The sequence below is a fragment of the Aliirhizobium smilacinae genome (genome assembly GCF_006335145.1).
GTDB classification, from domain to species: domain Bacteria; phylum Pseudomonadota; class Alphaproteobacteria; order Rhizobiales; family Rhizobiaceae; genus Neorhizobium; species Neorhizobium smilacinae.
Genome location: NZ_VDMN01000001.1, coordinates 239,331 through 264,203 on the forward strand (window position 1 = coordinate 239,331; position 24,873 = coordinate 264,203).

Annotated in this window: 24 protein-coding genes, 4 tRNA genes and 1 pseudogene; 17 read left to right on the forward strand and 12 right to left on the reverse strand. The window is 58.8% G+C overall.

Annotated elements, in window-relative coordinates:
* From FHP24_RS01090 to FHP24_RS01105, 4 genes are all read left to right on the forward strand, one after another.
* Entirely contained in the window at positions 1-642 is a 642-nt protein-coding gene (locus FHP24_RS01090) for a DUF1638 domain-containing protein (RefSeq protein WP_139671685.1), read from the forward strand.
* A 136-nt stretch (positions 643-778) separates the two neighbouring features.
* Positions 779-1,081: a virulence factor gene (locus FHP24_RS01095; RefSeq protein WP_139671688.1), complete on the forward strand. Its 303-nt coding sequence runs from the start codon at positions 779-781 to the stop codon at positions 1,079-1,081.
* Positions 1,082-1,129: 48 nt separating this feature from the next.
* Positions 1,130-2,092 carry a methyltetrahydrofolate cobalamin methyltransferase gene (locus FHP24_RS01100; RefSeq protein ID WP_139671692.1) on the forward strand — a complete coding sequence of 321 codons (963 nt, stop codon included), beginning with the start codon at positions 1,130-1,132 and terminating at the stop codon, positions 2,090-2,092.
* 10 nt (positions 2,093-2,102) lie between these two features.
* Positions 2,103-4,142 carry an ASKHA domain-containing protein gene (locus FHP24_RS01105; protein ID WP_139671696.1) on the forward strand — a complete coding sequence of 680 codons (2,040 nt, stop codon included), beginning with the start codon at positions 2,103-2,105 and terminating at the stop codon, positions 4,140-4,142.
* A 33-nt stretch (positions 4,143-4,175) separates the two neighbouring features.
* On the opposite strand, the gene FHP24_RS01110 is transcribed toward FHP24_RS01105, so the two are convergent.
* Positions 4,176-5,114 carry a LysR family transcriptional regulator gene (locus FHP24_RS01110; RefSeq protein WP_394344581.1) on the reverse strand — a complete coding sequence of 313 codons (939 nt, stop codon included), beginning with the start codon at positions 5,112-5,114 and terminating at the stop codon, positions 4,176-4,178.
* A 181-nt stretch (positions 5,115-5,295) separates the two neighbouring features.
* Here FHP24_RS01110 and FHP24_RS01115 point away from each other — a divergent pair, with 181 nt between their 5' ends.
* Both FHP24_RS01115 and FHP24_RS01120 read left to right on the forward strand, forming a co-directional pair.
* A complete protein-coding gene (locus tag FHP24_RS01115) occupies positions 5,296-5,493 on the forward strand; it encodes a hypothetical protein (protein ID WP_139671702.1) in 198 nt (65 codons plus the stop codon).
* A gap of 285 nt (positions 5,494-5,778) precedes the next feature.
* The gene (locus tag FHP24_RS01120; protein ID WP_139671705.1) at positions 5,779-6,807 is read left to right on the forward strand and encodes a GlxA family transcriptional regulator; all 1,029 of its coding nucleotides are present in this window, start codon (positions 5,779-5,781) and stop codon (positions 6,805-6,807) included.
* A gap of 157 nt (positions 6,808-6,964) precedes the next feature.
* Here the strand turns inward: FHP24_RS01120 and FHP24_RS01125 are convergent, their stop codons facing one another.
* Positions 6,965-8,230, reverse strand: coding sequence for an NAD(P)/FAD-dependent oxidoreductase (locus tag FHP24_RS01125; RefSeq protein ID WP_139671709.1), 1,266 nt, complete (start codon positions 8,228-8,230; stop codon positions 6,965-6,967).
* A 199-nt stretch (positions 8,231-8,429) separates the two neighbouring features.
* On the reverse strand, positions 8,430-9,182 hold the full coding sequence (locus tag FHP24_RS01130; RefSeq protein WP_139671712.1) for a pyridoxine 5'-phosphate synthase: 753 nt from the start codon (positions 9,180-9,182) through the stop codon (positions 8,430-8,432).
* 424 nt (positions 9,183-9,606) lie between these two features.
* Here FHP24_RS01130 and FHP24_RS01135 point away from each other — a divergent pair.
* Positions 9,607-9,683: transfer RNA gene (locus FHP24_RS01135), tRNA-Pro, on the forward strand.
* A 147-nt stretch (positions 9,684-9,830) separates the two neighbouring features.
* Here the strand turns inward: FHP24_RS01135 and FHP24_RS01140 are convergent.
* Both FHP24_RS01140 and FHP24_RS01145 read right to left on the reverse strand, forming a co-directional pair.
* On the reverse strand, positions 9,831-10,298 hold the full coding sequence (locus FHP24_RS01140) for a DUF192 domain-containing protein (RefSeq protein ID WP_246091559.1): 468 nt from the start codon (positions 10,296-10,298) through the stop codon (positions 9,831-9,833).
* Between the two features lie 50 nt (positions 10,299-10,348).
* On the reverse strand, positions 10,349-10,927 hold the full coding sequence (locus FHP24_RS01145; RefSeq protein WP_139671719.1) for a cold-shock protein: 579 nt from the start codon (positions 10,925-10,927) through the stop codon (positions 10,349-10,351).
* Between the two features lie 195 nt (positions 10,928-11,122).
* On the opposite strand from FHP24_RS01145, the gene gloA reads away from it, so the two are divergent.
* The 5 genes from gloA to FHP24_RS01170 all read left to right on the forward strand — a co-directional run bounded on the left by gloA (position 11,123) and on the right by FHP24_RS01170 (position 12,893).
* A complete protein-coding gene (gene gloA, locus FHP24_RS01150; protein WP_139671722.1) occupies positions 11,123-11,563 on the forward strand; it encodes a lactoylglutathione lyase in 441 nt (146 codons plus the stop codon).
* Between the two features lie 209 nt (positions 11,564-11,772).
* Positions 11,773-12,261: a hypothetical protein gene (locus FHP24_RS01155; RefSeq protein WP_139671725.1), complete on the forward strand. Its 489-nt coding sequence runs from the start codon at positions 11,773-11,775 to the stop codon at positions 12,259-12,261.
* A gap of 122 nt (positions 12,262-12,383) precedes the next feature.
* Positions 12,384-12,458 (forward strand) — tRNA-Glu (locus FHP24_RS01160).
* 141 nt (positions 12,459-12,599) lie between these two features.
* Positions 12,600-12,674 (forward strand) — tRNA-Glu (locus FHP24_RS01165).
* A 144-nt stretch (positions 12,675-12,818) separates the two neighbouring features.
* Positions 12,819-12,893, forward strand: a tRNA-Glu gene (locus FHP24_RS01170).
* A gap of 31 nt (positions 12,894-12,924) precedes the next feature.
* On the opposite strand, the gene recJ is transcribed toward FHP24_RS01170, so the two are convergent.
* From recJ to FHP24_RS01195, 5 genes are all read right to left on the reverse strand, one after another.
* Positions 12,925-14,757 (reverse strand): single-stranded-DNA-specific exonuclease RecJ, encoded by a 1,833-nt coding sequence (gene recJ / locus FHP24_RS01175; protein ID WP_180355847.1) that lies wholly within the window; start codon positions 14,755-14,757, stop codon positions 12,925-12,927.
* A 56-nt stretch (positions 14,758-14,813) separates the two neighbouring features.
* On the reverse strand, positions 14,814-15,038 hold the full coding sequence (locus tag FHP24_RS01180) for a hypothetical protein (protein WP_139671727.1): 225 nt from the start codon (positions 15,036-15,038) through the stop codon (positions 14,814-14,816).
* 229 nt (positions 15,039-15,267) lie between these two features.
* On the reverse strand, positions 15,268-16,587 hold the full coding sequence (locus tag FHP24_RS01185; RefSeq protein ID WP_139671730.1) for a homoserine dehydrogenase: 1,320 nt from the start codon (positions 16,585-16,587) through the stop codon (positions 15,268-15,270).
* Between the two features lie 74 nt (positions 16,588-16,661).
* Entirely contained in the window at positions 16,662-17,882 is a 1,221-nt protein-coding gene (locus FHP24_RS01190) for an LL-diaminopimelate aminotransferase (protein WP_139671733.1), read from the reverse strand.
* A gap of 108 nt (positions 17,883-17,990) precedes the next feature.
* On the reverse strand, positions 17,991-18,362 hold the full coding sequence (locus FHP24_RS01195) for a hypothetical protein (RefSeq protein WP_139671736.1): 372 nt from the start codon (positions 18,360-18,362) through the stop codon (positions 17,991-17,993).
* Positions 18,363-18,518: 156 nt separating this feature from the next.
* On the opposite strand from FHP24_RS01195, the gene FHP24_RS01200 reads away from it, so the two are divergent.
* Both FHP24_RS01200 and sfsA read left to right on the forward strand, forming a co-directional pair.
* Positions 18,519-20,387 (forward strand): PHA/PHB synthase family protein, encoded by a 1,869-nt coding sequence (locus FHP24_RS01200; protein ID WP_246091560.1) that lies wholly within the window; start codon positions 18,519-18,521, stop codon positions 20,385-20,387.
* Between the two features lie 10 nt (positions 20,388-20,397).
* A complete protein-coding gene (gene sfsA / locus FHP24_RS01205) occupies positions 20,398-21,120 on the forward strand; it encodes a DNA/RNA nuclease SfsA (protein WP_139671742.1) in 723 nt (240 codons plus the stop codon).
* Here sfsA and FHP24_RS01210 read toward each other — a convergent pair.
* Positions 21,117-21,398 (reverse strand): type II toxin-antitoxin system RelE family toxin, encoded by a 282-nt coding sequence (locus FHP24_RS01210; RefSeq protein WP_139671745.1) that lies wholly within the window; start codon positions 21,396-21,398, stop codon positions 21,117-21,119. The two genes, sfsA and FHP24_RS01210, sit on opposite strands and share 4 nt — an antisense overlap.
* Positions 21,388-21,636 carry a type II toxin-antitoxin system Phd/YefM family antitoxin gene (locus tag FHP24_RS01215; RefSeq protein ID WP_139671748.1) on the reverse strand — a complete coding sequence of 83 codons (249 nt, stop codon included), beginning with the start codon at positions 21,634-21,636 and terminating at the stop codon, positions 21,388-21,390. The genes FHP24_RS01210 and FHP24_RS01215 overlap by 11 nt, the downstream gene beginning before the upstream one ends.
* A gap of 179 nt (positions 21,637-21,815) precedes the next feature.
* On the opposite strand from FHP24_RS01215, the gene map reads away from it, so the two are divergent.
* From map to FHP24_RS01230, 3 genes and pseudogenes are all read left to right on the forward strand, one after another.
* Entirely contained in the window at positions 21,816-22,655 is an 840-nt protein-coding gene (gene map, locus FHP24_RS01220; protein WP_180355949.1) for a type I methionyl aminopeptidase, read from the forward strand.
* A gap of 3 nt (positions 22,656-22,658) precedes the next feature.
* Positions 22,659-23,333: pseudogene (locus FHP24_RS01225) on the forward strand (JAB domain-containing protein); the annotation flags it as partial.
* Between the two features lie 185 nt (positions 23,334-23,518).
* The gene (locus FHP24_RS01230; protein WP_139671757.1) at positions 23,519-24,775 is read left to right on the forward strand and encodes a tyrosine-type recombinase/integrase; all 1,257 of its coding nucleotides are present in this window, start codon (positions 23,519-23,521) and stop codon (positions 24,773-24,775) included.
* Positions 24,776-24,873 lie beyond the last annotated feature (98 nt).

Consider the following 24,873-nt stretch of genomic DNA (forward strand, 5'->3'; position numbering starts at 1 on the left):
ATGGGTAAGGATCAAATTGTGTCGGAAAGTGATTTTCCGGCTATGGAACGTTCCAATCGCGAAAAAGTTCACGTGATTGCGTGTGGAGCGATCGCAAGGGAAATTATCGCTGTTTCCCGGCAACAGGGGCTCGACCATATCGACCTCAATTGTCTGCCCGCGATCTGGCACGCCTACCCGCAGAAGATCGTTCCAGGACTGGAAAAAGCGGTCGCCGCAGCACGCAAAAGCGGCTTTTCACGCATCTTCTTTGCCTATGCCGATTGCGGCACCGGCGGCGAGATCGACCGGCTCTGCGAGCGCGAGGGCATTGACCGGATCGAAGGACCGCATTGCTATTCGTTCTTTTCCGGCAACGATGCGTTCAACGACAAGGCGGACGACGATCTGCTTGCTTTTTTCCTGACCGATTTTCTCGCCCGCCAATTCCGCGCTTTCGTCATTGAGCCGCTCGGCCTTGATCGCCATCCCGAGCTGAAACCGATGTATTTCGGCAATTACAGGAAGCTGATCTATCTCTCGCAGGAAGAGGACGAAGACTTGAAGCGCAAGGCGCAGGAGGCGGCGGATTATCTCGGGCTGGAATACGAATATCGCTTCACCGGCTATGGCGATCTGACCTCGGCGATGCGATCGGCGTGAAGCCTTGTCGGATCCATGCAATGCAAAACGTTACGAATACCGAACGGCGTCGTTTTTTGCTTGCCGCTACGTCGTGTGAAGCACAGAGCGAACGGAAAGGCCGGTGCATGTTCAACATGGTCATACGGAGGAATTCATGGCGGATCGCATCGTCGTCTTCTGGCGGGATATCCCGGCTCAGGTAATCATCAAGAAGGGACGACAGACCGCCAAGCGCGAGCTTTCGTTACGTTTCACCGAGGCGATCGATATGTGTGCCATGCGCACGGGTGCTGCCGAAACCGACGATTATCTCGCCGAATGGCGCAAGGCCGATTCGGTTCCGGTGTCCGACGATTTGGAAGCTGAGGCGGACAGGGCCGCTGCCGAGCTGGAAGCAGCATACGACAAGGAAAAACTCGTGGCGCTGGTAAAGGCCGGCGGCCGCGAAAGCGCCTGAACCCAACCAGCATTCGACAATCAGCCTTCCCAACAGCCGGAGAAAGATATGACCCGCACCATCGTCGCATCCGCAAGCCGGGAAGTCATCATCGGTTTCGACCAGCCCTTCTGCGTCATCGGCGAGCGGATCAACCCGACGGGGCGCAAGAAACTCGCTGCCGAGATGATCGCGGGCAATTTCGACACGGTCATCAGGGATGCGCTGGAACAGGTGGCCGCGGGCGCGACGATGCTCGACGTCAATGCCGGGGTCACTTCGGTAAACCCGAACGAAACGGAGCCGGGCCTGCTGGTACGGACGCTGGAAATCGTCCAGGGGCTCGTCGACGTGCCGCTGTCGATAGACAGTTCGGTGACGGCTGCAATCGAGGCGGCGCTGAAGATTGCCAAGGGTCGGCCGCTGGTCAACTCCGTCACCGGCGAGGAGGAAAAACTCGAAGCCATCCTGCCGCTTTGCAAGAAATACGACGTACCGGTCGTGGCAATCTCCAATGACGAGACCGGCATCTCGATGGACCCGGACGTGCGTTTTGCGGTGGCGAAAAAGATCGTCGAGCGCGCCGCGGATTACGGGATCAAATCGCACGATATCGTCGTTGATCCGCTGGTCATGCCGATCGGCGCGCTGGGCGATGCGGGCCGGCAGGTCTTCGCGCTTTTGCGGCGCTTGCGCGAGGAGCTGAAGGTCAACACGACCTGCGGGTTATCGAACATTTCCTTCGGCCTTCCGCATCGTCACGGGATCAATGCCGGCTTCATTCCGATGGTGATCGGCGCCGGCATGACGAGCGCGATCATGAACCCGTGCCGGCCGCAGGAAATGGAGGCGGTACGCGCCGCCAATGTGCTAAATGGCACCGACCAGAACTGCACGAACTGGATCATGACCTATCGCGACTATAAGCCTGCCGAAGGCGGCGCGGCGGCGGCCAGCCCTGCCCCATCGACCAGCGGTGGTCGCCGTGGCGGACGGGCCGCACGGGCGGGCGCAGGTGCGGCGACGGAGTAGGCAAACAAGAATGGCAGACCTTTCCCAACGAGATCCCCTCGTCCTGTTCATGCCGTCCGGCAAGCGTGGCCGGTTTGCTGTCGGCACGCCGGTGCTCGAAGCCGCGCGGCAACTCGGGGTCTATGTCGAGAGCGTGTGCGGCGGGCGGGCGACCTGCGGGCGCTGTCAGATCTCGGTGCAGGAAGGCAATTTCGCCAAACACGGGATCACCTCGTCAGTCGACCACCTCTCGCAGGTCGGGCCGAAAGAGGAGCGTTACGACCGGGTGCGCGGACTGCCCGATGGACGCAGGCTTTCCTGTTCGACGCAAATTCTAGGTGATCTGGTCATCGACGTGCCGCAGGATACTGTCATCAACGCTCAGGTGGTGCGCAAGGCTGCCGACGAGCGGGTTTTCGACCGCAATCCGGCGGTGCGCATGTGTTATGTCGAGGTCGAGGAACCCGACATGGAAAAGCCGCTCGGTGATCTCGACCGGCTGAAACTGGCGCTTTCGACCGACTGGCATTTCGATGATGTCGAGGTCGATTTCCATATCATCCCGCAGGTGCAGCAGATCATGCGCAAGGGCGAATGGAAGGTGACGGCTGCGATCCACAAGGACCGCGAAGACGAGCGCCCTCGCCTGATCGCGCTTTATCCGGGTCTGAAGAACGAGGCTTACGGGATCGCCTGTGATATCGGCTCGACGACGATCGCCATGCACCTGTCGTCGCTTCTATCCGGCCGTACGGTGGCGTCGGCCGGCACGTCCAATCCACAGATCCGCTTCGGCGAGGACCTGATGAGCCGGGTTTCCTATGTGATGATGAATCCTGACGGGCGCGCCGCGATGACGGAGGCCGTACGCGAGGCTCTGAACGGGCTGATCGACAAAGTCTGCGCAGATGGCGAGATTTTTCGCACGGACATTCTCGACAGCGTGTTTGTCGGCAATCCGATCATGCATCATCTGTTTCTCGGCATCGACCCGACCGAACTCGGTGGCGCGCCGTTTGCACCTGCTGTTTCCGGTGCTGTCGAGGTGAAGTCGGCTGAAATCGGCCTGCCGATGAATGCCGGCACACGCACCTATCTTCTGCCCTGCATTGCCGGGCATGTGGGGGCCGATGCAGCCGCCGCAACGCTGTCCGAAGGGCCGCATCGGCAAGACGAGATGATGCTGATGGTGGATATCGGCACCAATGCGGAAATCGTGCTCGGCAATCGTGCCCGCGTGGTTGCCGCATCTTCGCCCACAGGGCCCGCCTTCGAAGGCGCGGAAATTTCGTCGGGCCAGCGGGCGGCACCGGGCGCAATCGAACGTGTGCGCATCGACCCGCTCACACTCGAACCGCGTTTCCGGGTAATCGGCGTGGAGCCTTGGTCCGACGAGCCGGGTTTTGCCGAGGGCGTAGCGCAGGTCGGCGTGACGGGCATCTGCGGCTCCGCGATCATCGAGGTCATCGCCGAAATGTTTCTTACAGGGATCATTTCCGAAGACGGTGTCGTCGATGGAGCAATGGCCGGTCGCAGCCCGCGCATCCTCGAAAACGGTCGCACGTTCTCCTACCTGCTGCATGATGGCACGCCGAGGATCACGGTAACGCAGAACGACGTGCGCGCCATCCAGCTTGCCAAGGCCGCCCTTTATGCCGGCGTCAAACTGCTGATGGACAAACAGGGCATGGACCACGTGGACCGGATCGGGCTTGCCGGCGCCTTCGGCACGTTCATCGACCCGAAATATGCGATGGTGCTGGGCCTGATCCCCGATTGCGATCTGGACAAAGTGAAGGCCGTCGGCAATGCGGCGGGCACGGGAGCCCGGATGTGTCTGCTCAACCGCGACTACCGGCGCGAAATCGAAAGGACTGTCCAGCAGATCGAGAAAATCGAGACTGCGCTGGAACCGAAATTCCAGGAGCATTTCGTTGCCGCGATGGCATTGCCGAACAAGGTCGATGCCTTTCCGAACCTTGCTCTGGTTGTCACATTGCCGGAACGAAAGGGCGCTGCGGATGCAGGCGGAGACGGTGGACGCAGAAGGCGCCGCTCACGCGATACGTGAACAGCGCCTGATAATTCTCTGAAATATCTGCGTTTAAGCCGCGACGGATTCCAGCGACGAGAAGGCATCCCTGATGCTTTCGGCAACCGCCTTGGCGGGAACCGACAGGTTTGGCGCTGTCAAAAGCCGGATGTCGAAGGTGATGAGATCCGGCATGCCTTCCTTGGGCCCGAGAATCTGCATGTCGCCGGTGATGTAGGAAAGCGGGAACGGCGCGATCGCCAGATCGGAGACAACCGCGGCACGCTGCGCCATCGTGTGGGCGCTGGCATAGGCGATACGATAAGGCCGCTTCTGCTTGTCCAGCTGCGACAGCGCATCGTTGCGCCAGACGCAGCCTTCTTCCCAGACAGAAACCGGAAGCGGATCGCGCAGATAGGCATTGCCGCATTTGGCGCCGGCCCAGACCAGCTTTTCGGTATGGATGATCTCGCCGACAGTCGGGAACGGCCGTGTGGCGCAGTTGATCAGCGCCAGATCCAGCCGCTGCTCCTCCATGCGCTTGCGCAGCAACAGGCTCTGGTCGACGGTGACATCGACCATTATCCCGGGAAAATGCTCGCCGAAATCCTTCAGGATCTTCGGCAGAAGCCTTTCGGATACATCGTCCGGGGCACCGAGACGCACGACGCCGGAGAGTTCCGGCATGACAAAGCGCGACACGGCCTCGTTGGAGAGCGCCAGCATCCGCCGGGCATAAGACAGCAAAATCTCTCCATGCTGTGTGAGCGTGACCGAACGGGCATCGCGCAGGAAGAGCGTCGATTTCAGCTGCTCTTCCAGCTTTTTGATCTGCATCGAGACCGCGGAAGGCGTTCGCAGTACGACATCGGCAGCCGTCGAGAAATTGCCTGTCTCGGCAATGGCGACGAAGGTGCGCAGGACATCGTTATCGAGGAGTGGAAGCGGTGTGCGGAACGGTACGGTCATCGGAACACCTATCAATTTTTCTGAACATAAGCACCATATCATTTCGTTTGATTGAATGTCAAACCGGGAGGATACTGCAAATTGTCAAATGCAGGCGTCGGTTGAAAACCAAAACAAATGAGTTCCGCCGCAAGCATCTGACCGATTGATGAATTGGCGTTGTCCGCTCTCCCGGCGGAAGGCGTCCGTGAAACAGGATAGAAACACCCAAGGAGCAAATAACATGACCACGATCACCTATCTCGACCAGCGCCGCCTAGGCGCTCCATCGAAGCCCCGCAACACTCGTCCGGAACCGGCTATGTCTCTGTTCGAGCGCGCAGCTGCAGCCTGGAACCGTCGCAAGACGGAACGCATGCTTGAAGGACTTCCACAGGAAATCCGCAAGGATATCGGCTGGCCGACAACGACCGGCAAGTGATGGCCGGAGCGGGGATGCCCCGTTTTACCGGCCGGACATTTCCGGCGACAATGAAATCCGAACAATAAACATGGTCCGCCAGCTTGCTGCTGCGGACCATGTCGCATTCCGGCAATAGGCTGAAATAGCTGAAAACCGATGGCCTATCACGAGTGCGACGCCTGGATGTCGCAAATATGCCATTTCCCTGTCGTCAAAAGCTCTTGTAATCAATTGTGTCCATGCGAATGTCGCTTTTGAAGCAATGCAAGACCGCATCAAGCGGCGGCAAGGGGAACTACGACAATGGATCTTACCAGCAAGCCACAGGTTCAGAAGCGCGCGATCGTCTTCTTTCTCGTCCCGCACTTCACCATGCTGCCGTTTTCAGCCGCGATCGAAACGCTGCGCATCGCCAACCGTATGCTCGGATATTCCGCCTATACTTGGCGGCTCTGTTCCGCCGATGGCCAGAAGGTATATTCGTCGAGCGGCATCGGCATAGAGGTCAATTCGTCGCTGGCGGACGAACGGCGAAATCTCGGCGGAGAAAGCCGGCCCAACATGGTTCTCGTCTGTTCCGGCATCTATGTCGAGGAATTCAACAACAAGTCCGTCAACGCCTGGCTGCGCGAGACCTATAATCGCGGCATAGCCGTCGGCAGCCTGTGCACCGGCGCGCATGTCCTGGCCCAGGCAGGCCTGCTCAACGGCAAGCGTTGCGCCATCCATTGGGAGAACCTTCCCGGTTTCTCCGAGGCGTTTCCGCAGGCGGAAGTTTATGCCGATCTCTATGAAGTCGACGGCAATCTCTACACCTGCGCCGGCGGCACCGCCTCGCTGGACATGATGCTCAACCTGATCGGTCAGGATTTCGGCGACAACCTCGTCAACCGTATCTGCGAGCAGCAGTTGACCGACCGGGTGCGCAACCCGCATGACCGTCAACGCCTGCCGTTGAGGGCCCGTCTCGGGGTGCAGAATTCGAAGGTGCTCTCGATCATCGAACTGATGGAAAACAACTTGGCGGAACCGCTGTCGCTGATCGAGATCGCCGACGATGCCGGCTTGTCCCGTCGCCAGATCGAACGGCTGTTCCGCCAGGAAATGGGACGCTCCCCTGCCCGCTATTATCTCGAGATCCGGCTGGACCGTGCCCGCCATCTCCTGGTGCAGTCATCCATGCCGGTGGTCGAAGTGGCCGTCGCCTGCGGCTTCGTTTCCGCCTCGCATTTTTCCAAATGCTATCGCGAGGTCTATAATCGCTCGCCGCAGCAGGAGCGCGCCGAGCGCAAGCTGACGCTCAACACGGTGCGCACCGGCGTGGTGGTCTGATTTCTCGATGAGTTTACGGCTCAACGCAGCCGTTACCCTCGGGCTTGTCCCGAGGGGCTGCTACGGTTCATTTTTTTTGCGATGTGAATAGATCCTAAGGACAAGCCCTAGGATGACGGAGGAGAGCGACAAGCCTATCGTGTAGGCAGAGCCCTCGTTAAGCCTCGTCCTTCAACGTCTCTTTCTGGGTGATGAGACGCGCACTGTGCTGGCCGGACAGATAGATCCACAACCAGCTCCAGGCGACCGCGAGCCGCGATCGTGTGCCGATCAGGAAGTAGATGTGGGCGAGCCCCCATATCCACCAGGCAAGTCCACCCTTCAGCTTGATTTTGCCGAAATCGATGACGGCGGCGCGTTTGCCGATCGTCGCCAGGCTGCCCTGATGGAAATATTTGAAGGGAGCAGGCGCCGTTTTGTGCGCCAGCCGCGCCTTGATGACCCTGGCGACGTAGGAACCCTGTTGCTTGGCAGCAGGCGCGATGCCGGGAACCGGCTTGCCGTTTTCCTGTTTGACGAAGGCCGTATCGCCGATGACGAAGATGTTCGGATCATTCTGTATCGCGAGATCAGGACCGACGATTGTCCGCCCTGCCCGGTCCGCCTCGGCGCCGATCCATTGTGCGGCGGGAGATGCCTGCACGCCGGCGGCCCAGATCACGGTGCGGCACGGGATGAAGGTTTCGCCGACGGTGACGCCGTCCTCGGTGATGGCGGTCACCGGCTGGCCGACACGGACTTCGACGCCGAGCTTCTCCAGAGCGCTTTGGGCATAAGTGGAAAGGTCTTCGGAAAAAGCTGCGAGTACCCGCGGTCCGGCCTCGATCAGCATGACCTTCGTGCGCTTCGTATCGATCCTGCGGAATTCGGGGGCCAAAACCTCCTGCGCCAGCTCGGCGATCGTTCCGGCCATCTCGACACCGGTCGGGCCGGCACCGATGATTGCAAACGTCAGAAGCGCGTCGCGATCGGCGGTTTTTTCCGCCATCTCCGCGTGCTCGAAGGCGAGAAGGATACGTCGGCGCAGGGTCGTTGCGTCTTCCAGCGTTTTCAGGCCAGGCGCCAGCTTTTCCCATTCGTCGCGGCCAAAATAGGCGTGCCGCGCGCCGGTTGCCAGAACCAGCGTGTCATAGGGAACCTCTTGACCGGAATTCAGCTTCACCAGCCTCGCCGTCGTATCGACATCCACGACTTCGTCGAGAATGGTGGTGACATCCGGCCGGTCGCGATAAAGTCGGCGGATGGGCCAGGCGATTTCCGAGGTGGCGAGCAAGGTGGTGGCGACCTGATAGAGAAGCGGCTGAAACAGATGGTGATTGCGTCGGTCGATCAGCGTTATTTCAGTCCCGGTGCCTTTCAGCCCGTGAACAGTCTGGACTCCTCCAAAACCTCCGCCGACGACGACAATCCTATGTTTGGTCACTTTGAGCGCTCTTTCTGTTGGCAACTGACAACCCATGCTGCAAGGCAGCATGCCCAGATGCCGTTCCCAACCAAGGGAACCGCATCAACAGTGACTTAGGTTGACAATCCTCAAGAACAAATGCGTTGAGCGCATAGCACTAATCCAATTCAGGTCGATCCGGTCGAAGGCGTGTCCATACTGGCGCGACCGCAATTGCCTACACGGTCTGGCCGCAGGCGCGGCGGAAGCGGCGAACGGTTTCGGCCATGCCGAATTCCAGTGCATCAGCGGTCAGTCCGTGGCCGATCGACACTTCCGCCAGATGCGGAATACGTTTGACCAGCGCCGGCAGGTTGGCGACGATCAGGTCGTGACCGGCATTGACGCCCAGACCGAGAGCAAGCGCGGCATCTGCGGTTTTGCCCAGATCCGCAAGGATGTCTGCTGCCTTCTGCGGATCGTCGAAGCAGCCGCCATAGGGACCGGTATAGAGCTCGATACGATCTGCCCCGGTCGCCTTGGCCAGTTCGACGGCTTCCAGATCACCATCGCCATCGGCAAACAGCGAGACCCGCATGCCTGACTTTTTCAGACGGGCGACGATCGGCTTGAGCATCTCGCCGTCACGGCGGAAATCGAATCCATGATCGGAGGTCGCCTGTGACGGGTCATCCGGCACGAGCGTGACCTGCTCGGGTTCGATCCGCTCGCAAAGATCGAGAAAATCCTCGCTCGGATACCCTTCGATATTAAACTCCGCCTGCGGGAACTCGTCATCGGTCAAGGCCCGGATCACCGGCAGGTCGGAAAAGCGGATATGCCGCTGGTCGGGTCGGGGATGGACCGTCAGTCCTGACGCACCCGCCTGAAGCGCGATCCGCCCCAGATTCTCGACGCTTGGCCAGGGCAGATCACGGCGATTGCGCAGCATGGCGACCGCATTGAGATTGACGGAAAGCAAGGTTGGCATGATGGGCATCCGCTGATGAAACGACAATCCTTCTTAGATGACGAAAAGAGCAAAAACCACCAACCGGAGGCCATGATTGCCATCAAGATTTTTCATCGAAGAGATTTTGGCGACCAGCAGGGTTGGATTTGGTCGCATTTTATATTAGATTTATCTAACAGAATTCGCCTCACCACCCACCAGACCGAGGCGGCGGACCGGGACTGGCGAAGCGAATTCTGTAACTTCCCACCTGATTCTCCGACCGAGATAGGCAGAAGAGACAGACTCTGACTGCCAGAGCCTCTCCAGTTGCCGACAAAAGCGCGTACAAAACGCTGGCACAAGCCCATTAAAGCTGTTCGAGATCAAACTGTCTTGGCGAATGTCCATTTTAGCAGTTGCGGCCTGCACAGGAACCGTGTATCTCGCCTGCACCTTAGGACGGAGTGTAGCGCAGTCTGGTAGCGCATCTGGTTTGGGACCAGAGGGTCGGGAGTTCGAATCTCTCCACTCCGACCAAGTTCTTCCCAAAAATTCTCATTTTCCAAGCGTTTGAGCACCAATTCATAGAAATGGTGCGACCAGTGCTCGATAACGCTTTGTAAGCGCGTATCAAATTCTCAATCGGTTTTGGATTTTGCGTTACCGCTGCGCTGATGAGGAAGTTCAGCCGCCGTTATGGAGCGGCTTGCCAATCACCTTGTCGCCGACCTTGATGCCCAGCGCCTTGGTGCGGCCGGCATTAAGTTCCAGCACGTATTTCACCGGACCACGCGAATCGATGATGTCGCGGGAAAAGGGAACGGCATTTTCTGTGATATGGGAGATCGTGCCATCCGGCTGTATGAAGACCATGTCGAGCGCCAGCACGGTATTTTCCATCCACATGGATACCTGGCGCGCGGTGCCGAAATCAAACAGCATGCCGTGGTCAGCATCCATCTGCTTGCGGAACATCAAGCCGCGTTCGCGCTGCGGATCATCAACCGCAAGTTCAATTGTGAACGGGTAGATTTTTCCGCCCGCGGTGCGAATCGATAGCTCGGATTTCGGGAAGACGATGTTCTGTTGCGTCTGAGCCTGTGCCGTCTGCTGGGGTGGCGCAGCAGCGACGAAAACGAAGAAAAGCGCCATGGAGGCGCCTCTCACTGCATTTTGGATTTTAGACGGTACAGTTGCAGACATCAGTGGGATCGACTCGCGGGTGCAACGTTGTCGGGATGGATTTCTGCGGCCATTAAGCCCTTTTCTCCGGGTCCGAAGCGCACCAGCACGACCTGACCGGGTCTCAATTCGGCCAGACCGAAGCGGCGCAGCGTTTCCATATGGACGAAGATGTCTTCTGTCCCCTCGCCGCGCGTCAGGAAGCCAAACCCCTTGGTGCGGTTGAACCACTTGACCAGCGCACGCTCCAGACCGCTTGTCGGGGTTACCTGAACGTGGGTACGCACAGGCGGCATCTGTGAAGGATGCACTGCCGTCGACTGATCCATGGAAAGGATGCGGAAAACCTGGTAGCCGCGATCGCGTCGCTGGATCATCGCGACGATGCGCGTGCCTTCCAGAATGGTCTGGTACCCGTCGCGACGCAAGCAGGTAACGTGCAGCAGCACATCCTGCATGCCGTTATCCGGCACGATAAATCCGAAGCCCTTTGCCACATCGAACCATTTCACGACGCCGGTGACCTCGATCAGATCGACCGGTTCGCCCGCAAATTCTTCGAAACTGGCAATGCCCTTAGATGACATTCTGTCTGCCATACCTGTCGGCCCCTCGGTTACGCGCCACACATGACGGTTAACTGATTCTTAGAGGATAGATTAACATTGCGCCAACCGTCCAGCGCAAGTCTTGTGTTCTTGTTATTCACGGCCTTTCTATTTGCGGTGGCTTGCTCCAAGCTGGCGGCTGTTCCATATCCGAGGCGGCAAAACCGCTTAAATCGAGGGATCCAAATGCGTTATCTCCACACAATGGTCCGGGTCAAAGACCTGGATGCCTCCCTTCATTTTTATACAACTCTACTGGGTCTGAAAGAGATCCGCCGGACCGACAACGAAAAGGGCCGTTTCACCCTCGTTTTCCTCGCAGCAAGCGAAGATGTCGATCAGGCAAGCGAGACTCAGGCACCCTGCCTTGAGCTGACCTATAACTGGGACACCGAGGACTATACGGGCGGCCGCAATTTCGGCCACCTCGCCTACGAGGTCGACAATATCTATGACTATTGCGAGCATCTGCAGAAGAACGGCGTGACGATCAACCGGCCGCCGCGCGAAGGCCGCATGGCCTTTGTCCGTTCTCCCGATGGCATTTCGTTCGAAATCCTGCAGAAGGGCGGCAATCTTCCAGTCGCCGAGCCGTGGGCCTCCGCGCCGAATATCGGCAGCTGGTAAATAACCTTAAGAGGCGGCGCATCATGCGCCGCCTACCGCGCTCCGGGTCCGCGCAAGCTTGAGGGTGATGATTAAAGACACGCGATTCGCGGCTTCAATCTGCATCACCAGCCGGAAAGGCCAGAGCGTTGGCGACCATTTCATCCATCCGTTTTTCACGTTCTTCCGCAGGCACTGTCATCAGGCAGATCGCCATCACGGGGTTTTTGGTGACTATGCTCGGCAGTTGCGCCACGACGCAAAAAGTAGCCGAGGCAGAGACGCCCGAGGATGCGACTGCCATCCTGGCCAAAGAAGGACCGACCGCATCCGGCACCTATGTCGATCCGATGGTGACGACTGCACATGGTCGCAAGCTTGCCCAGAACGCAATACCCGCATCAGGTATCCGGTCCCCGGCGGGTGGCAAGCCTGCCCAGAACGCCCTGACACAGATGTATCCTTCCGCACCAACCTCGATCGCTGGCGCCGTGACGGAGCCGACAGGCGTTCGCGCCGGCAGCGTCAGCATCTTCTCCGGGCACGGCCCGGCAGCTGCACCGGCAACAACCATGGCATCGGCTGCGCTCGATTCACCCTACCCGGCGGCAAGCCCCATGCCGACAGGCGGCGTGAACGCCATGACGCGCAGCGTATTCAGCACCGGCACGCCCGTAGCCTGCGGAAACGACGCAAATGGGAACATGATAAGCTGCTGATTTCACGTGCATTATCTGGATTTTCCACAGCCCTTTCCGGACTGTCATTTTTTTGCAAAAAAGATCGCTTTGCAGCTTGCGGGAAATAAATCACCTCTCTATAAGGGCGCCACGAAGCGTATGCGCCCTTCGTCTATCGGTTAGGACACCAGATTTTCATTCTGGTAAGAGGGGTTCGACTCCCCTAGGGCGTACCACTTCCTTCCCCCAAGTCTTTGTTCGCAAAATGTAATTCGTTTCGGCGAATATTTGTTTTTTTGCGCAAATAGCGTCTCCAGATCGCATTTTTCACTTGCGGTCTTCGAGCACTGCCCCTAAGAAGGCGCCACGAAGCGTATGCGCCCTTCGTCTATCGGTTAGGACACCAGATTTTCATTCTGGTAAGAGGGGTTCGACTCCCCTAGGGCGTACCACTTCCTCCCCCCCCCAAGCCTTTGTTCACAAAATAGAATTCGGTCAGGCGGATGTCTGATTTTTTGTGAATATAACATCCTTAAACCGCATTTTTCACTTGCGGTCTTCGAGCGCTACCCCTAAGAAGGCGCCACGAAGCGTATGCGCCCTTCGTCTATCGGTTAGGACACCAGATTTTCATTCTGGTAAGAGGGGTTCGACTCCCCTAGGGCGTACCACCTTCTCTTTCCCCCGGAATAAATAGACGAGTTACTTTGCCGACACCGCGTCCAGAACGCGCAACTGAATGCGCCTGCTGCCTTGCCAGTAGTCGGCGCTCAGGGTTCCGGCGGCGTGGATCTGCATGCCACGAGACTTCATCAAGAGATCGCCCAGCGGCGTGTCGGCGGCGCGGAAGGCGATGCCGTCAAGACGCGAGCCATCCATGGCTTCCAGTGTGATCTTGATGTGGGCCGTTCCCACAGGCCGGACATCCTTCAGGCGATGGGAAGGAATGGCGAAGATCGGCTGCGGATGGCCCGATCCGTAGGGGCCTGCCTTTTCCAGCTGATCGAACAGGTCCAGTGTTGCACCGGATGCCGAAAGGGCACCGTCGATCTTCAGCGAATGGCTCGAGACCAGAGAAGGTACACGCGATGCAGCGCTTTCCTCGAAGAATGCCCGCAGTGCACCAAGTTTTCCGCGCTCGACTGTGAGACCTGCGGCCATCGCATGGCCGCCGCCCTTGACCAGCAGCCCCATCTCCACGGCAGCGCGCACCATATGCCCCATGTCGAAACCGTTGATCGAGCGGCCGGAGCCAGTGCCCTTGCCGGACGGATCGAAAGCGATGGCAAAAGCCGGACGCTTGAATTTTTCCTTCAGCCGAGCCGCCAGCAATCCGACGATTCCGGGATGCCAGCCCTCGCGTGCGGTGACGAGCACGTTGGCGCCTTCACCGTCACCGTATTCGGCCAGAACTTCGGCTTCCGCCTCGGCCAGCATTGCGGCTTCCATCGCCTGCCGCTCGCGATTGAGCTCGTCGAGGCGGGCGGCAATCTCTTCCGCCTGCGTATCATCGTCGAGGGTCAACAGGCGGCTGCCGAGTGCGGCATCGCTGATTCGCCCACCGGCATTGATGCGCGGACCGATCAGAAAGCCAAAATTATAGGGGGTGACCGGACCGGATAAACCGGCCTTCCTGAACAGAGCAGCCAGGCCGGCATTTGACATATGGCGTGCGGCGACAAGGCCTTTGACCACATAGGCGCGGTTAAGCCCCTTGAGCGGCACCACGTCACAAACCGTCGCAAGCGCCACCAGATCGATCCACGAGAGAAGGTCAAGGCTTGCCGCGCGCCGGTCGCCCTGCTCGCGCAGAAGACGCGCCGTCGCCACCAGGACAAGAAAGACAACGCCTGCGGCGCAGAGATGCCCCTGCCCCGACAGATCGTCTTCGCGATTCGGATTGACGAGAGCAACCGCTTTCGGCAGCTCTGTGCCTATCTGGTGGTGGTCGATGACGACCACGTCGCAGCCTTTGGCGGCTGCGGCAGCCAGCGATTCGTGGCTGGTGGAGCCGCAATCGACCGTGATGATCAAACCGGCTCCACGCTCGATCAACTGCTCCATGGCCGCGACGTTCGGGCCATACCCTTCGAAAACGCGATCGGGAATGTAGATCTCGGCCTCTACGCCGAAATGTTGCAGGAAGCGGTAAACGAGAGCCGATGACGATGCGCCGTCCACGTCATAATCGCCGAAGATCGCCACGCGCTGGCGATTGCGCACTGCAGAGGCGATCCGAGCGGCGGCCTTGTCGCAATCGGTCAGCGAAAAGGGTTCAGGCATCAGCGAACGGATGGTCGGATCGAGAAAGGCTGGCGCGTCATCAAGCGCAACACCTCGCCCGGCCAGAACTCTGGCGACGATTTCCGGAATACCATGGACCTGCGCGATCGCGAGCGCACGGTTCTGCGCCGCCTGGTCGAGGCGGGACATCCAGCGCTGGCCGGCGGAAGAACGCTCGACACCGAGGAATGCCCGCTGAACAGGATCTGTGGGTTCCGGCGGAGTCAGGGCGGTAAATGTCTTTGTCGTCATCGGCTATCCATAACCGACGACGTGCAGAAGCGGAAATCCTTTCAAGCGCAAAGCCGTCAGAGCAAGCTGTGGATCAACAACCACACCGCAGTGAACATCGACGCCGATGCAACGGCAAGGATCGCAATAACAAAGGAGCCGGCCCTTTCGGGTTCTCCATCATCGTTGCCAACCAGGTCGTCGTTGAAAGAATAGACAAGCCTCAGGTATGGTACATCACCATGCCTGCCCCGCCGCAGATTTGGCTGGGTATAAATCTTTTCACTCAGATCAATGGACATCACGCAAACGCCTCCTCCTGCGATGGTGAATGAGGAGAGTGTAAGGCGATTTACTCCCGACGACCAGTCATCAAACTGTCATTCGAGAACATTTTTCATAAAATGCTGAAATAGGCCGGGAAACCCTGAGCAATTCCGACGAAACAGGATCGCCTTCAATGCTCAAGGATTTTCGTTTCTGTGCGCAATTCGCGACGCAAAACAGGTTCGCGCTTGCGCCGGATCAGCTCTACGACGCGCGCGGCCGCTCTATGCGGATCACCTGCGGTTCACCGACCAGATAGCTCTCCTGCTTGATGCCCTCGACTGCCTTGCGAATAGATGCCTCGGTCGTCGCGTGGGTGACCAGAATGATCGTCTTGGAGCTGTCCGTCTGGGCCGGCTTCGGCCGCTGGACGATCGATTCCAGCGAGATGCTGTTTTCAGCCATCCGGGCCGCGACGCTGGCAAATACGCCGGTGCGGTCCGCAACAGTCAGACGGATAAAGTAACCGCCCTCATGGCTCCGCATCCGGGCCTTCTGATAGGGAGCGAGTGCTAGCGCCGGAGTACCAAGCACCGGCACCCGCTGGGCGCCCGGCTGGCTCTTGGCAATATCGGCGATGTCACCTAGTACGGCTGACGCCGTGGCGTTGCCGCCGGCACCGGGGCCAACCATCAGAAGTTCACCGAGGATATCGGATTCGATCGCCACCGCATTGGTGACACCATCGACCTGCGCAATCACGCTGTCATGCGGCACCATGGTCGGATGAACACGCTGTTCGATACCGCTCTCGGTGCGCTGGGCAACGCCGAGCAGCTTGATGCGGTATCCCAGATCGGCAGCGGCGAGAATATCGTCGATCGAGATATTGGTGATGCCTTCGAGATAGATCTCGTCGGCCGCGATCTTCGTGCCGAAGGCAAGCGTCGTCAGGATGGACAGCTTGTGGGCCGTGTCGTTGCCCTCGATATCGAAGGCCGGATCGGCTTCCGCATATCCCAGGCGCTGGGCTTCCTTCAGGCATTCCGCGAAGGAAAGACCTTCCTTCTCCATCTTGGTGAGGATGTAGTTGCAGGTGCCGTTCATGATCCCGTAGACGCGGGAAACGGTGTTGCCGGTCAGGCTCTCACGCAACGCCTTGATAACCGGGATACCGCCGGCAACGGCAGCTTCGAAATTCAGAAGCGCGCCTTTTTCCTCGGCGATCGTCGCAAGCTCGACGCCGGATGCGGCCAGAAGCGCCTTGTTGGCCGTCACCACATGGAGACCACGCTCAAGAGCGATCTTAACGGAATCGGCTGCAGCACCCGTGGCCCCGCCCACAAGTTCGACGAAGACGTCGATATCGGCTTCGGCCGCAAGCTTTTCGGGCGTCTCGAACCACGCCATACCGGACATGTCGAAGCCACGGTCGCGGTTGCGGTCACGGGCGGTAACGGCAGTGATCTCGATCGCTCGTCCGCAGGTGACCGCCAGTTCATTGGCGCGCGTCTGGATGATCTTGACCAGCGAAGCACCCACGGTTCCAAGACCCGCGATGCCGACTTTGAGGGCGTCTGCCATTTCCGCATTCCCGATGTTTGAAAAAGCGGCCACGAACGGGCCGCTTGAGGATAATCACGGTCGAAGACCGAACGTTAGCGACGGGTGTTCAACGAAATGACGTTGTGCATCGTGTCGTCGGCTGTCGAAAAGAACTTCTTGATGCTGCGCGCCGCCTGGCGGATACGGTGCTCGTTCTCGACAAGCGCGAGACGAACATAGTCATCGCCCATTTCACCGAAGCCGATGCCGGGGGCGACAGCGACGTCAGCCTTCTCGACAAGAAGCTTGGAGAATTCAAGCGAGCCGAGGTGGCGGAATTTTTCCGGGATCTTGGCCCAGGCGAACATGGTGGCAGCCGGCGGCGGAACCTCGAAACCGGCCTTGCCGAAAGCATCGACCATGACGTCACGGCGGCGCTTGTAGATGTTACGGACTTCGGCAATATCGGATCCATCGCCATTCAGCGCGTGGGTCGCGGCCACCTGAATCGGCGTGAAGGCGCCGTAGTCCAGATAGGATTTCACCCGCGTCAGTGCCGCGATCAGGCGCTCGTTGCCGACGGCAAAGCCCATGCGCCAGCCGGGCATGGAGAATGTCTTCGACATCGAGGTAAACTCGACGCAGACGTCTATGGCGCCCGGTACTTCGAGAACCGACGGCGGCGGGCTGTTATCGTCGAAATAGATTTCCGAATAGGCCAGATCCGAAAGCACGATGATGTCGTGCTTCTTGGCGAAGGCAATGACGTCCTTGTAGAAATCAAGCGTCGCGACATAGGCGGTCGGATTGGACGGATAGTTGATGATCAGCGCCAGCGGCTTGGGGATCGAATGCTTGATCGCACGCTCCAACGGCGGGAAGAAGCTATCGTTCGGCTCGACCGGCAGAGACCGGATAACGCCACCCGCCATCAGAAAACCGAAAGCGTGGATCGGATAGGTCGGGTTGGGGCATAGGATGACATCGCCTGGCGCGGTGATCGCCTGCGCCATGTTGGCGAAGCCTTCCTTCGAACCGAGCGTCGCGACAACCTGGGTATCGGGGTTAAGCTTCACGCCGAAACGGCGGGCGTAATAACCGGCCTGAGCGCGGCGCAGGCCCGGAATGCCCTTCGACGACGAATAGCGGTGGGTGCGCGGATCCTGGACGACTTCGCACAGCTTGTCGACAATCGACTTCGGTGTCGGGAGATCGGGATTACCCATGCCGAGATCGATAATGTCCGCACCACCCGCTCGCGCGCTGGCCTTCAAACGGTTGACCTGTTCGAAAACGTAGGGTGGCAGTCTGCGGACTTTATGAAACTCTTCCATCTCTCTTCCCATTGGGGCACGAAGCGGCCTTGAGCGACACCAATCTGTCGCATCTGCCTGCTTTGCGGCCAAACAGGACGAAAGGCAAGTGCTAAGAGAGAAGAGGCGTTACTTCGAGATGTCGTTCAGGGCGTCAGTGCCGTGTTCGGCGGCAAGTTTGCGGTATTCGGCAACCCGCTTCTGGTATTCCGCCTCGCTGATCGAACCGCTGCGGCGGGCACGCGCAAGCGCCGCCATGCGCGGCTCTGACTTATTGTAATCCGCATCTTCGATCTGCTCGTTGGCAGCCACCAGCGTCCTGTCGAAGGTCGGATAGGTTCCGGTGTTCTTCCTGACCAGCGGGCCGGGAGCGCGTTCCGAAGACGATTGCGATATCACGGCGGGTGGCGCCGTGTTCGGAATGCCGTCATCAAGCGCGAAGCTCTTGCTGTTACAGGAAGCCAGAAGTGGCAATACAGCCAGAGGTGCCAAGACAGACAAGCATCTGATCCCGTGCCTTAGAATTCCCATAAGCCTGCCCCATCTCCGTCAATGCTGTCAGGCGATCACTCGCCACCGTCGTCCTTTCGGGCACTTGTATTCGGTTTCGGGGCCGATGTACAAACGAAAACAACGGTCATGCACGGGAGGCTGCGATTGGCGCAAAAGTCCGACGATCACGGGCATTCCGGACGGGATTTCCCGGGCTTCGATGCAAGCTTGTTCGAGGCCTATGCGATCAAGGATCCGCAATCCCTGATGATGAATGCTGCGCGCGCGATGGAAAATCTTGGCCGCGCAGCATCGGAATGGCTCGGCCCGCGTGAGCGCGGCGAGACATCGGACGATCTTTTTGCCGGGCCGATCAGCGATTTCGTCAAGACGATGTCGGCACTCACCGAATACTGGATGTCGGATCAGAAGCGCATGCTCGAGGCCCAGACCCTGCTTCTGTCGACCTATTTCGATATCTGGATGCGCAGCGTCCAGCAGGCGGGCGGGCCTGAGGAAAAAAGTTCCGAGGCCGAAATGGCGGCAAACAAGGATCGGCGCTTCGCCGACGAGGACTGGTTCCGCAATCCGTTCTTCTCCTTCCTGCGGCAGGTCTATCAGGCGAGCGCATCCTGGGCAGACAGGCTGGTGGCGGAGGCCGAAGGCCTCGACGAGATGACGAAATACAAGGCCCGCTTCTACGTCAAACAATTCACGGCCGCGTTTTCACCCAGCAATTTCGCGATGACCAATCCAGAGGTTTATCGCGAGACGATCGAAAGCCACGGCATGAATCTCGTGGCCGGCATGCGGATGCTGACCGAGGACGTGATGGCCGGCGGCGGGCATCTGAGACTGCGCCAGACGGACGCCGCCCAGTTTGCAGTCGGAAGCAATCTCGCATTGACCCCGGGCAAGGTGATCGCCCGCAACGAACTGTGCGAAATCATCCAATACGCCCCCTCGACAAAAACCGTATTCAAGCGGCCACTGGTGATCGTGCCGCCGTGGATCAACAAATTCTACATTCTCGATCTCACGCCGGAAAAGAGCTTCATCAAGTGGTGCGTCGATCAGGGGCACACCGTGTTCGTGATATCCTGGGTCAACCCCGACAGCGCCCATGCGGCAAAGGACTGGGAATCCTATATTCGCGAAGGCATCGATTTTGCCTTAGATACGGCGGAACAGGCGACCGGTGAAAAACAGGTCAATGCCATCGGTTATTGCGTCGGCGGCACGCTGCTTGCTGCAGCACTTGCCTGGCATGCGCAGACGAAGGACGCGCGTATCGCATCCGCGACGCTTTTGACCGCGCAGGTGGATTTCGTCGAGGCCGGTGAACTGAAAGTGTTCGTCGATGAGGAACAGCTTGCCGTGATCGAAAAGCAGATGGGGGTCAGCGGCTATCTGGCGGCATCGCAGATGGCGGCGGCTTTCAACCTTCTCCGTTCGTCGGAACTCATCTGGCCTTATGTCGTCAACAACTACCTGAAGGGCAAAGCGCCGATGCCCTTCGACCTTCTCTACTGGAATTCCGATTCGACGCGGGTGGCTGCCGCCAATCACGCCTATTATCTGCGCAACTGCTATCTCGACAATGCACTCTCCGCCGGCCAGATGAAGCTTGGCGGCGGTGCGATCGATCTGCGTGACATAAAGATTCCCGTCTACAATCTTGCAACGCGGGAAGATCACATCGCCCCTGCCCGCTCGGTGTTTCGTGGAAACGCCTTATTCGGTGGGCCGGTCGAATTCGTGCTGTCCGGTTCCGGACATATTGCCGGCGTGGTCAATCCGCCGAGCCGGAAGAAATACCGTTACTGGGCCAAAGGACAGACAGCTGGCACGGCAGCGACGAATTTGGACGGCTGGCTGGAGAATGCCGAGGAAACGGCCGGTTCGTGGTGGCCGCATTGGCAGGCATGGATAGAGGCCCGAGATCCCGAGCGCGTGCCTGCCCGACTTCCCGGAGATGGCGCGTTGTCACCCCTTGGAGATGCCCCCGGGACCTATGTTCTGGCGCGTGCCTGACGGACCAATCATGCGGTTTGATCCTACTCTTATTCCCGCCACTCTGGTGCAGCGCTACAAACGGTTTCTGTTCGATGCCGTTCTGGACGATGGCACGCCGATCACCGGCTCCTGCCCGAATACCGGCTCGATGCGCGGCCTGACGACACCCGGATCACGCATCTGGCTTTCCGAGCGTGACAGCCCGACACGCAAATACCGGCATGTATTCGAGATGATCGAGGCCGCGGGCGAAATGGTCGGCGTCAATACCGGCCTGCCCAACAGGCTGACGGAAGAAGCCATTCGTACCGGTCTCATACCCAGTCTCGCCGGTTATTCGACGATCCTGAGGGAGCAGAGATACGGCCGCAATTCGCGGATCGATTTCCTGCTGAAGGACATCGGTCTGCCGGATGCCTATGTGGAAGTGAAGAACGTTCACTTCAGCCGGCAAGAGGGGCTCGCCGAATTCCCCGATACGGTGACAAAGCGCGGTGCCAAACATCTGGAAGAACTTGGCGACATGGTGGAGGTCGGTCACCGGGCGGTGATGGTCTACCTCATCCAGCGGTCGGACTGTGACCGGTTTTCAATCTGCGCCGATCTGGATCCGCTTTACGCCGCGGCGTTCACCCGCGCGAAAAGCCGGGGCGTGGAGGCTTACGCCTTGCGATGCAGGGTTTCGCAGGAGGGCATAGAGCCGTTCGGGCTCGTGCCGATAGCCGAGCTTCGTCAGAACATGTTGATCTAGCGTTTTTTAGCAGCCTCATAGACCGAATTCCGATCACGACGGCCCACAGCGATGACCAAAACCAGCAATTGCCCGTCACGTACTTCGTAGACAAGCCGATAGCCAGCGGCTTTCCACTTCATCTTGTAGCGATCCTTGCCGCCGTGAAGCTGTGCCGTCGGGACGCGTGGGTTTTGCAGCCTCTCAGCGAGCTTCTTCTTGAATTGCCCACGGATGTTGCTGTCGAGTTTTTTCCACTCTTTCAGAGCGGCATCAAGGAAGGCGAGCTCATAGATCATCCAGCGTGACCTTGATCACGGGCTCATCCATCCGGCTATCGGCGATCAGATTCAACTCGATGTCTTCCAAGCGTTCCAGCATGGCTTCGTAGGCTTTGGCGGGAACGCAATAAAACGCTGGTTCGTTTCGATTAAGTATCGCAACCGGCGCACCTTCACCTGCCGCAACGGTACCCATCGGATTTCGCTTCAGTTCGGATACGCTGGCAGTAATTTCTGCGAGAACGACACTGACCATAGCACTCTCCAAGGCATCTTTAACCACACCTTAAATAGCACTCCACGAACGAAATTTAAAGATACACCGCATGCGACCTCTTTTCATTTTCGCGCGACAAACCCTCGACAAATCGCTGTTCGGCATGGACGAGGATGGGCGTGCTGCATTATGAACGGGGGAGTTGAGAGAGAAACATGATGGTCAATTATATCGAGGCGGTTTCCGCCCCCCCTAAAAATACGGGTGCAATCCGCCTTTACAACACGACTGACGATTTCGCCGGCATGCGCAAGGCGTGTCTTTTGACGGCGCGCTGCCTCGACGAACTCGCTTCGATCATCCAGCCGGGCATCACGACCAGCGCGATCGACCGATTCGTCTTCGAATTCGGCATGGATCACGGCGCGCTTCCCGCGACGCTGAACTATCGCGGTTACAAATATTCCGTCTGCACATCGATCAATCACGTCGTCTGCCATGGCATGCCGGACGACAAGCCGCTGCGCGACGGCGACATCGTCAATATCGACGTCACCTATATTCTCGATGGATGGCATGGCGATTCCAGCCGCATGTATCCGGTTGGGCAGATCAAGCGCGCCGCCGAACGACTGCTGGAAGTGACTTATGAATGCCTGTTGCGCGGCATCGCCGTGGTTAAGCCCGGCGTCAAGACCGGTGCCATCGGTGAAGCGATCCAGACCTATGCGGAATCCGAGCGCTGCTCGGTGGTGCGCGATTTCTGCGGCCACGGTGTCGGACGGCTGTTCCACGATTCGCCGAACATCCTGCATTACGGCCGGTCCGACGAAGGGCCGGAATTGAAGGAAGGCATGATCTTCACCATTGAGCCGATGATCAATCTCGGAAAGCCGCATGTGAAGGTTCTGGCCGACGGCTGGACGGCAGTGACCCGCGACCGTTCGCTTTCAGCGCAGTATGAACATGCGGTCGGCGTGACTGCAACGGGCTGCGAGATCTTCACCCTTTCTCCCGGCGGCTTCGACCGCCCCGGACTGCCGCCGCTCGAAGGCTAACCCATGAACAAGCGCCCCGCCTCCTCGAACGGACTTGATCAACCAGCCGAGGAGACCGGGCGTGACGACCTGTTTGCCGACGAGCGCGGCCATTTTGCCGAACACGTCGGCAAACGCACTCCTCTCAAGACCGAACGAATGGCCGACGCTGCAGAGCACTACCTTGGGCATCGCGAACGGTTGCGCGACAAATATCGCGACCATGGCGACACGTCGCTCGCCGACTACGAAATTCTCGAACTATTGCTATTCCGCTCGATCCCTCGCCGGGATACCAAGCCGCTCGCCAAGGCCCTGCTCGCCCGCTTCGGCTCTCTTGCCGGCGTATTCGGCGCACCGGTCGGTCTTCTGCAGGAGGTCAAGGGGATCGGCGAGAACGTAGCACTCGACCTCAAGCTGGTCGCCACGGTCGGCCAACGGATCTTGCGGAGCGAGCTTCGCGAAAAGCAGGTGCTTTCCTCATGGTCATCGGTGATCGACTATTGCCATGCGGCGATGGCTTACGAGTCGCGCGAACAGTTCCGCATCCTGTTTCTCGACAAGCGCAATGCGCTGATCGCCGACGAGATCCAGGGCAAGGGCACGGTCGACCATACACCGGTCTATCCGCGGGAGGTGGTGCGGCGGGCGCTGGAATTATCCGCCACCGCCATCATTCTCGTCCACAACCATCCGACTTACGCTGCAAAAGTCACGCTCGATCACGCTCAAGCACATTGAAACATCGTAGTTTTTTGTACTTGCGCACTGGGTGCGGCTTTGGCAAATTGGGGGCTGTTTAAGGGGTAGCAGACGGCCTCCAGATCCCGAGCGCCGATCCCTACTTCCTCGACCGATCCCAGTAGCCAAGAAAGGAAAACGCCGTGCCGAGTCTGACCGATTCCGCCATAAAACAAGCGCTGAAGCGAGTGGAGAGCAGCCGGAAGCAGGAAAATCTAGCGGACGGTGAAGGCCGCGGAACTGGCCGCCTGGTCCTAGTTCTCAAGCCCATGCCGAAGCGCGTAACTGCCGACTGGATGGCTCAGCAATGGCGTGATGGAAAGCGGACGAAGAAAAAGCTCGGGGCTTACCCGTCGATGTCGCTCGCCCAGGCTCGTGAGATCTTCAAGCGCGACTTTGCCGACGTCATCCAGAAAGGCCGCAGCATCAAGATCGCGACCGACACCCGTCCAGGCACCGTCGCTGATCTATTCGAGGGCTACGTCGCATCGCTGAAGGCGGCGGGAAAGCCATCCTGGAAGGAAACGGAAAAGGGTCTCAGCAAGATTGCTGAAACGCTTGGTCGCAATCGCCTCGCTCGTGATATTGAGTCTGAGGAAGTCGTCGGATTGATCCGGCCGATTTACGAGCGTGGTGCCAGATCGATGGCGGATCATGTGCGGGGCTATATTCATGCCGCTTATGGCTGGGGAATGAAGTCAGACAACGACTATCGCAACACCTCCCCTCGCCGCTTCCGTATTCCATACAATCCCGCAACGGGCATTCCGACAGAGCCTAAGGTACAAGGCACCCGCTGGCTCGGTGAAGAGGAATTCGTGCGGCTCTATCGCTGGCTTGAATGCCCGGACACACCGGTTCATCCCTCATACCCACGGGCGGTGCAGCTCATCATGTTAACGGGCCAACGCGTCGAAGAGATCGCACGCCTCCATATTGACCAATGGAATGCCGAGGAGAGGATCATTGACTGGTCGAAGACCAAGAACCTCCAGCCACATGCCGTCCCGGTTCCATCGCTTGCAGCCGAGCTGATCGAGTCGATCAAGCCGAATGAGTACGGTTGGTTCTTCCCTTCTGCGAAAGATCCATCCACCCCGGTCAGCCATGCGACTCTTTACAGTTTTGTTTGGCGTCAACGTGATCGTGGGGTTATTCCCCACGCCACGAACCGCGATCTGCGCCGTACGTTCAAGACGCTCGCTGGCAAGGCCGGCGTTTCCAAGGAGATCCGCGATCGGCTTCAGAACCATGCGTTGCAGGACGTCAGTTCGAAGCACTACGATCGCTGGAATTACATGGTCGAGAAGCGCGCGGGCATGGCGAAGTGGGACAAGTTCGTGCGCTCCCTCCTGAAAAAGAAGATGAGCGACGGTGGCGCGCTGAAAAAGGCCGCATGACCGTTCGCATGCTACTTATCGCGGGCGGTCTTCCACTCGTTGGCTTCGTGACCCCGCGCTTGCCGATCCATGCGAGACTAGCGTCCCGTGTCAACAGG